A 7,301-nucleotide genomic window follows, 5' to 3' on the forward strand; every position below is an offset into this window, starting at 1 on the left:
CCTGGCAGGACGGGCACTTGCCGATCCATTTGGAGCTTTCGAAGCCGCAGGACTGGCAGACGAAGTTGGTTTTGGGGAGGAGTTTATTTTTAATATATCGTGTTTCTTTCATAGCCCAGGCCTTAAGGCCTGGGCTATGGATTGATTGAGGGGTCAAAGATCTGAGATGCTTTTTAGCTTGGCCAGTCCGTTAATGGTAAAATAGGAACCGGGCTCTTCAGTACCGCCGGGATTCACTGCCGTGTTTGTTTCTCCATCATCCAACCGGCTCAGGTTGTATTGTATGGCTTCGTAATTGACGGACCGCGGCTTTATCCCGGCTTTCAACAGCCGCCGGCGCAGGTCGTAATATATCCGGTCGGGGCCGGCCAGTCCCAGGTCGTAACCATTGACCCGGTAGAAGTCGCCTTTGAACAGGGAAAAATTGGAATCAGCGGCAAGCGGTTTACCCTTGGCCCTGCCGGGAAGGGAAATATTTGACAGCCGGTTTTTAAAAGGGCTGTAGCAACCGTATTTTACTGTGGAGGGATCGCATTGCCCCTGCCAGGAACTATCATTTTCCAAGGATCGGGAGGTTACAGCTTCATTGGTCAATTTGTATACAGCGTCTTCGCTTAATACAACCGGGTTGCTCCATAAAAAAGCGCCTGGTTTGCGCCGGGCATGATGGCGCTCAATGAACCGGTGGTGGAGTATCCGGTCCCCGTTAAGAAAGACCAGATAGTCTCCGCGCGCCATTCTGGCCGCCTGGTTGGCTAAGGCTCCCGCATTGCTGCCGGGGATGCCTGGAACGGCTTGGACAGGGTGTTTGAACGATCTGCGGTACTGATCGGCCACGCTTTGATATCCCGGTTCGGCTCCGTCGCTGAAATAAATGATCTCAAAATCATGTTCGGATTGACCCTTCAGGCTCAGCAGGGTCTTTTCAAAATAACCGGGCCGGCCTTTGGCGGCAATTATGACCGACACCAGGGGACGCCTAAGGTAATACAGGTCGGGGGCCGTGTAATGCTCGGCCACGTCAGCCAATCTGTTCCAGGTTTCAACCTGCTTGTCTTTGACCCTGGTGGTGGCCTTGATGAAGTGATGGATGAAAACGTCGCCCGCCACCGCCGAGGCCTGCACCCGGCCGGTCTCAACCTGGCTCTTGCCGGAACGGATCAGCAGGTCGTAGTCGGCGGAGCTGACCTGCTCATTCCACCTGCCGATGATGTCAAAGAACCTCCGGTTGGTAAGGATGGCGTTCCCGGCAATACCGGGATAGATGAAACGTTTGAATTTAAGCGCCCGCCTGGCCGTGAATTTGTCCCAGTCGCCGTACATATTCCGGATCAGGGTCAGCAGGTCATTCTTTGTATAGGTCAATCCCAAATGCGTTTTGAAGCGCTGGATCAGATTTACCCGCCGCCATTTCCGCATATAGGCTTTGGTGGCCCTGGCGGTCTCCATGTTCTCGATCCCCACCGGGGAGATGATGTCCAAGCCGTATTGTTCCAGGTAATCGATCAGTTTTTTATCCCAGTGTTTTGACAGATACAGGTCGTTGTTCAGAAAAGCCAGATACTGGCCGGTGGATGCGTCCAGGCCCATGTTCTGCGCCTTGGAGTAGGCCACGTTTTCCCGGTTGTCTATTACGATGGCCTTATGATCTTTAAAATATTTGCCGGAGCCGTCGGTGGAATTGTTGTTTATGATGATCAGCTCAAAAGGGTGGAAGGTGTTTTTTATGAGCGATTCATAGAACAGTTTGTTGTATTCCAGTTGATCGTGTATGGCCGTGATGATGGATAATTTCATCTTACATTGCTTTAGATATATTTTATCCATAGCCCAGCCCTTAAGGGCTGGGCTATGGAATGTTATTTAGAATATCTCCACCGTCAGATACTTCTTGGGATTGGCCTTGATATCCGCTATCAGGTCCTGCAGCTGCTTGTTGGTCTTCTTTAGGTCCTCGTATAACTCTTTATTATTCACCAGCTGGCCGGCGGTGCCCTGGCCGGAGTTTATCTTGTACGAAATGGAATCCAGGTTGGCGCTGGCCCGGGCCAGGCTCTGAATGGTGCTGTCCAGCTTGGCCTTGTTGGGCGAGATCAGCTTGTTTACGTCCTGCACCGTCTGGGTAAGGGCCTGGCGGTTCTGGGAAGCCATCAGGCTCAGCTGCTGGGAGGCCTGGTCCAGATTCTTAAGGGTGGAGGAAATATTTTTGATGTTCTCCGGGGTGGCCAGGTCGTTCTTCATCTTGCCTATCAGCTGGGCGGCCTCGTTGGCCAGGTAGCCCATCTTGACCATGGTCTCCATCAGGCCGGGGTTGCGGAAGCCGTCGTGGGTCAGGGAGATGTCGTAAGGCTGGTCCGAGGTCCCGGGATAGATGGCGATCTGCTTGTCGCCCATCAGGCTGGCGTCGGTCAGCCAGAACTGGGCGTCTTTCTTCAGCTCCACGTCGCTGTCCAGCATCAAAGTGGCGATTATGCCGGGCTTGGCCTTGTTGAGGGCGATATCCTTGACCTTGCCCTTGTTAAAACCGGAGACGGTCACCGGGTCGCCGTTGCGCATGCCGCCGGCGTCCTCAAAGGCGATCTTCACCAGGTAGTTGTTCCGGCCCACGTCAATGCGGTTGAACCAGAGGAGGCCTGCTATCAGCAGGGTGATGGCGGATAGGACCACCACGCCCACTATTATTTCGTTACGGCGATTGGACATGATAACCTTTAAATAAAAAATTGAAAATAGAATACTGGATTACTGTCATCCCGAGATGCCTTATTACCTCACAAATTGAGGGATGCTTCAATTTGTAAGGCGAAGAAGCCTGCCTCAGCATGACATATGCGTAAAAGCGCCAAAGTTTAATAGCTGATTACTGCAAAACAGAACTGTCGGGCAGGGCAGGACTTTCGTCCTTCTTGAATTTCTTCTGCAGCCAGGTGTCGAACTCAAAATCCAGGATGCCTTTCCTGAAATGCAGAACCAGCTTGGCCGTGGCAAAGCCTATCACCGCGCCGGCCAGGACGTCAGACGGATAGTGCCTTCCCAAATAAACCCGGGACAAGGCTACTCCCGCGGCAGCGGTGTAGCAGGGTATGGCTATCCTGGGATACTGGTGGGCAAAGACCGTGGCCAGGGCAAAGGCCCCGGTGGAGTGGCCGGAGGGGAAGGAGGAGTTCGAGCGCTCGGTCGGCCCTTCGGGCCGCGGCCGGTTGACTGCGTTCTTCAGGCCGTAGGTAAGCAGGGCCGAGGCCAGGTCGGCGGTCAGGGCCAGCTTGGCGTTCTGCCGGGCTTTCTCCCCGCCGAACAGGCCCACCCCGGCGCAGAGGGCAATGCCGATCTCGGCCTCGCCGGCATCGGTCAACAGTTCCATCGGCTTGTCCAGCCAGTCTCGCTGCCAGCGGTCATGGATCTGGTTGAACAGTCTCTGGTCTAAACTTTGGGCTTGGCACTGGGGGATTACATAAAAAGCCAAAAGCAGGAGGTAAAAACAGATTGCTATTTTTGATTTTTTATTTTTCATTTTTTATCTTTTAGAACCTGGTCAGGTCCACGTGTCCCAAGGCTCCCAGCATGGTCACCGCCTTCTGGGGGCAGACCTCAAAACACAGCCCGCAGCCTATGCACTGGCCCCGGATCACCTTGTGGTGCTCGTTCTTCTTGCCGATGATGCAGTCGGTGGGGCAGACCGGCTTGCATTGACCGCAGCCGTTGCACTGCAGGCCGATGAAGGCGGTGGGCCGGATGGGTATCCGGTCGATGTAGCTTTTGGGCGGGCACTTGATGACGCAGATGGAGCAGGAGCGGCAGCGCTGGTAGTCTATCTTCGGCAGGGAGCCCTCCCAGCTGACGGCCCCATAAGGGCAGGCCTCCAGGCAGACCCCGCAGGTGGTGCAGCCGCTCTGGCAGGCTCCGGTGAATCCTTCGTGCTTGGACTGGTTGCTGCAGGCTAAAAATATCTGCTGGCTCTTGGGCGACAGTTTGAATATCTGCTTGGGGCAGGCCTTGGCGCAGCGCCCGCAGCCCCGGCATTTGGTGAAGTCAACCTTGGGCAGGCCCTGCTTTCCCACGGTGATGGCCCCGTAGGGGCAGGCGGCCACGCAGTCCCCGAAACGCAGGCAGCCGTACAGGCACTGGCGGGGACCGCCGAAGGTCAGCATGGCGGCCCGGCAGGTGGATATGCCCTGATGCTCAAACCGGTCGGCGGACTTGTGGGAATCGCCCTGGCAGATCAGGAAGGAGACCTCGGCCTGCATTCCGGCGTTCTTCTCGGCCCAGAATTCCAGCAGCTTTGAGCGCAGGCTCTCTCCGCCGGGAAGGCACAGACCCAGGTCGGGCTCGCCCTGCTCCAGCCGCCGGGCGTAGCCCAGGCAGCCCTGGTAAGAGCCGCACAGCCCGCAGTTCAAGCCTGGCAAGAGGTCAAGTATTTTTTGGGAGATTCCCATAGAAATATTAGTGGTCTCAGTGTTCATGTTGAATGTGCATTAAATATATATCTGCGATAATAGTTCGACTAACGCTCACCACAACGTCTGCGAAATCGTTCGGCAGAGCCTGCCCTGAGTGGTGCCGAAGGGCTCACGACGGCGTCTGCGGATGAAAAACCTATTTGACCAGCATCAAAAGGCCCTGAAAGGCGATCCACAAGATGCCCGAAGCCAGCAGGAAGGAGGGCCAGCCCTTTAAAGATTTATGAAACAGCCCGGTCTCCAGCCGGGCCCGCAAGTGCGAAACCAGCATCAGGGAAGCCAGGAAACTGGCCGACATTCCCAGCAGGGTCAGGGCCATCAACCCGAACGATGCCGGCGGGTACTGCAGCAGCACCAGGGCCGCCGCCAGGGCCGGAAAATTCAAATGGAACACAGGCAGGTTCTGTTCCAGCCGGGGCCAGGGTTTCAACAATCTGGCTAAAGCCCAGTTGAGACCCGGCATCATCAGCAACAGCAAAGGCAGTTCAAAGGCCGCCATCTTCAATGGGGCGATAACCTGGAAATGCAGCAGCCAGGCCAGCAGGCCGTATGCCAGCATGGTCAAGGCCCCCAGCAGCCCGTAGTAAAAGGCCTGGCGGTGGTTCAGGCTGGCGCCCTGGGCGGCGGTGGGGATCAGGCCCAGGCTGATCCAGGGATTAAGGGCCAGCAGTCCGGTCAGGAATGATAAGGCGAAAGGTGCGGTCATTTTTTATTTTTAACAAGCAGGTTGAAGATCGCCAGCAGGATCCCGGTCAAGAGGATCCCGCCGAACAGTGTATTGAGCAGGGGCCAAGGGGCCGGGGGGAAAACGCTGAAACCGGCCAGGCGGCCCTGTCCGATCATTTCCCGGACCAGGGCTATGGCCAGCATAACGGCCAGGGTTCCCACCCCGGTACCGGCGGCATCGAACATGGCCCGGTCAATGGTGGTGTTGTAGGATAGAAGCTGGGCCCGTGAGTACACCAGGGGCGAGGCCGCCAGCAGGGCATACAATATCCGGGTGTTATCCGGCAGGGAGGCAAAGGCCCCGGACAGAAAAACCGCCAGGCCCGACAGCAATATTGAGGAGAGGATCACCTGGGGCCAGAGGGGGACCTTTTTCTGGAACAGCTCGCCCACAGCCGATGAAACCAGGCTGTTGAACAGCAGTAAAAGAAGGACGATGGCTCCCAGAAAAAATGCCTGGCCCACGGTGGAGGTACCGGCCACAGCCAGAAATATGCCGAGTCCGGAGAACATCACCGGATTCTCGGACCAGAGATTTTTCAGGAAAAGCTGTTGTTTGGATTCTGAAGGAAGGCGCATAGAAAATCAGTTTTAAATTTTGTGAGATTAAAATCACAATCGGCTAACCGGCAAAGGATTAAAACTTAAGTATAATTTCTTTGACGGACAAAGTCAAGAGAAAAGCCTTGACAGGACAGGTTTTATTTTAGTATGATAGTCGGCCTGTTTTAAAAAGGCTTTTGCAACTCATGATTTTGCTGTAAATATGTCATCCTTCGGTTTGTTAAAAAATGGTGCTGTTCTCAGGATGACATATAGGCAGTGGTTTGAAGCAAATATTGTTAATCATGTAAATCCTGTCTAATGGTATTAGCCGGGTACTCAAAACTTCTCACACAAGGTAGGTATGGCAAAAAATCTCGTCATCGTTGAATCACCGGCCAAGGCCAAGACCATCGGCAAATACCTGGGCCGCGATTATTCCGTCATCTCCTCCATGGGGCACGTCCGGGACCTGCCGCCCAGCAAGCTGGGGGTGGACCTGGCCAAGGACTTTGAGCCCCAGTACGTGGTCATCAAGGGCAAGGCCAAATTAGTGGCCCAGATCAAGGCCAAGGCCAAGGAGGCCGAAAACATATATCTGGCCTGCGACCCCGACCGCGAGGGGGAGGCCATTGCCTGGCACATCGCCGCCGAGATCAAGGAAGGCAAGAAGAAGAAGATCCACCGGATCATGTTCTACGAGATCACCAAGGAGAGCATCAAGAGCGGCATCGCCCATCCCGGCAAGATAGACAATAACAAGGTGGAGGCCCAGCAGGCCCGGCGGATCCTGGACCGGATAGTGGGCTACCAGGTCAGCCCCTATCTGTGGACCACGGTCAGGCGGGGCCTTTCGGCCGGGCGGGTGCAGACCGTGGCCCTGCGGCTGATCTGCGAACGGGAGGACGAGATCAAGGCCTTTAAGCCCCAGGAATACTGGTCCTTAGGCGCCAGGCTCCAGGGCAAGGAGGGCGGGCCGTTCGAGGCCCTGCTGTTCAAGATAGACGGCAAGAAGGCCGCCATCAACGACAAGGCCGCCATGGACAAGGTGCTGGCCGGGCTTAAGGCCGGCCAGTTCACGGTGGAGAACCTGGAGTCCAAGGACAAGAAGCGCAACACTTATCCGCCCTTCATCACCAGCACTTTGCAGCAGGCGGCCTTCAGGGCCTTCGGCTATTCGGCCAAGAAGACCATGATGCTGGCCCAGCAGCTGTATGAGGGCATCGAACTGGGCGACGAGGGCGCCACCGGGCTGATCACCTACATGCGCACCGACGCGGTGCGGCTGGCCCCGGAGGCCATCGCCGCCGCCCGGGAATACATCAAGGAGAAATTCGGGGCCGGCTACCTGCCGCCGGAACCGCTGCACTACAAATCCCGCAAGGGGGCCCAAGAGGGCCACGAGGCCATCCGGCCCTCGGCGGTGGAGCGCCACCCCGACAAGATCAAGGGCTACCTGACCCCGGAACAGCACAAGGTCTACGGCCTGATCTACAGCCGCTTTTTGGCCTGCCAGATGAACCCCGCCGTATACCTGGCCTCCACCGCCGACATCGCCTGCGGCAAATACCTGTT

General features: G+C 56.2%; 7 protein-coding genes. 1 reads left to right on the forward strand and 6 read right to left on the reverse strand.

All coding sequences use genetic code 11. The features are described 5' to 3' along the window. Positions 1-153: 153 nt before the first annotated feature. The 6 genes from Q7U71_05525 to Q7U71_05550 all read right to left on the reverse strand — a co-directional run bounded on the left by Q7U71_05525 (position 154) and on the right by Q7U71_05550 (position 5,762). Positions 154-1,797, reverse strand: a complete 1,644-nt coding sequence (locus Q7U71_05525; protein ID MDO9391215.1) for a glycosyltransferase — start codon at positions 1,795-1,797, stop codon at positions 154-156. A gap of 66 nt (positions 1,798-1,863) precedes the next feature. Next, positions 1,864-2,703 (reverse strand): MlaD family protein, encoded by an 840-nt coding sequence (locus Q7U71_05530; GenBank protein MDO9391216.1) that lies wholly within the window; start codon positions 2,701-2,703, stop codon positions 1,864-1,866. 157 nt (positions 2,704-2,860) lie between these two features. After that, positions 2,861-3,511 carry a phosphatase PAP2 family protein gene (locus tag Q7U71_05535; GenBank protein ID MDO9391217.1) on the reverse strand — a complete coding sequence of 217 codons (651 nt, stop codon included), beginning with the start codon at positions 3,509-3,511 and terminating at the stop codon, positions 2,861-2,863. Positions 3,512-3,521: 10 nt separating this feature from the next. After that, complete coding sequence (locus Q7U71_05540; GenBank protein ID MDO9391218.1) at positions 3,522-4,433, reverse strand: 4Fe-4S binding protein; 912 nt, start codon at positions 4,431-4,433, stop codon at positions 3,522-3,524. 160 nt (positions 4,434-4,593) lie between these two features. Continuing rightward, positions 4,594-5,163, reverse strand: coding sequence for a hypothetical protein (locus Q7U71_05545; GenBank protein ID MDO9391219.1), 570 nt, complete (start codon positions 5,161-5,163; stop codon positions 4,594-4,596). Next, complete coding sequence (locus tag Q7U71_05550) at positions 5,160-5,762, reverse strand: Rnf-Nqr domain containing protein (GenBank protein ID MDO9391220.1); 603 nt, start codon at positions 5,760-5,762, stop codon at positions 5,160-5,162. The genes Q7U71_05545 and Q7U71_05550 overlap by 4 nt, the downstream gene beginning before the upstream one ends. A gap of 328 nt (positions 5,763-6,090) precedes the next feature. Between Q7U71_05550 and topA the strand changes: the two genes are divergently transcribed. Continuing rightward, a partial coding sequence (topA, locus tag Q7U71_05555; GenBank protein ID MDO9391221.1) for a type I DNA topoisomerase occupies positions 6,091-7,301 on the forward strand: 1,211 nt, incomplete at its 3' end.

Source organism: bacterium, from assembly GCA_030655055.1.
In the GTDB taxonomy this organism is placed as follows: Bacteria; Edwardsbacteria; AC1; order AC1; family EtOH8; genus UBA5202.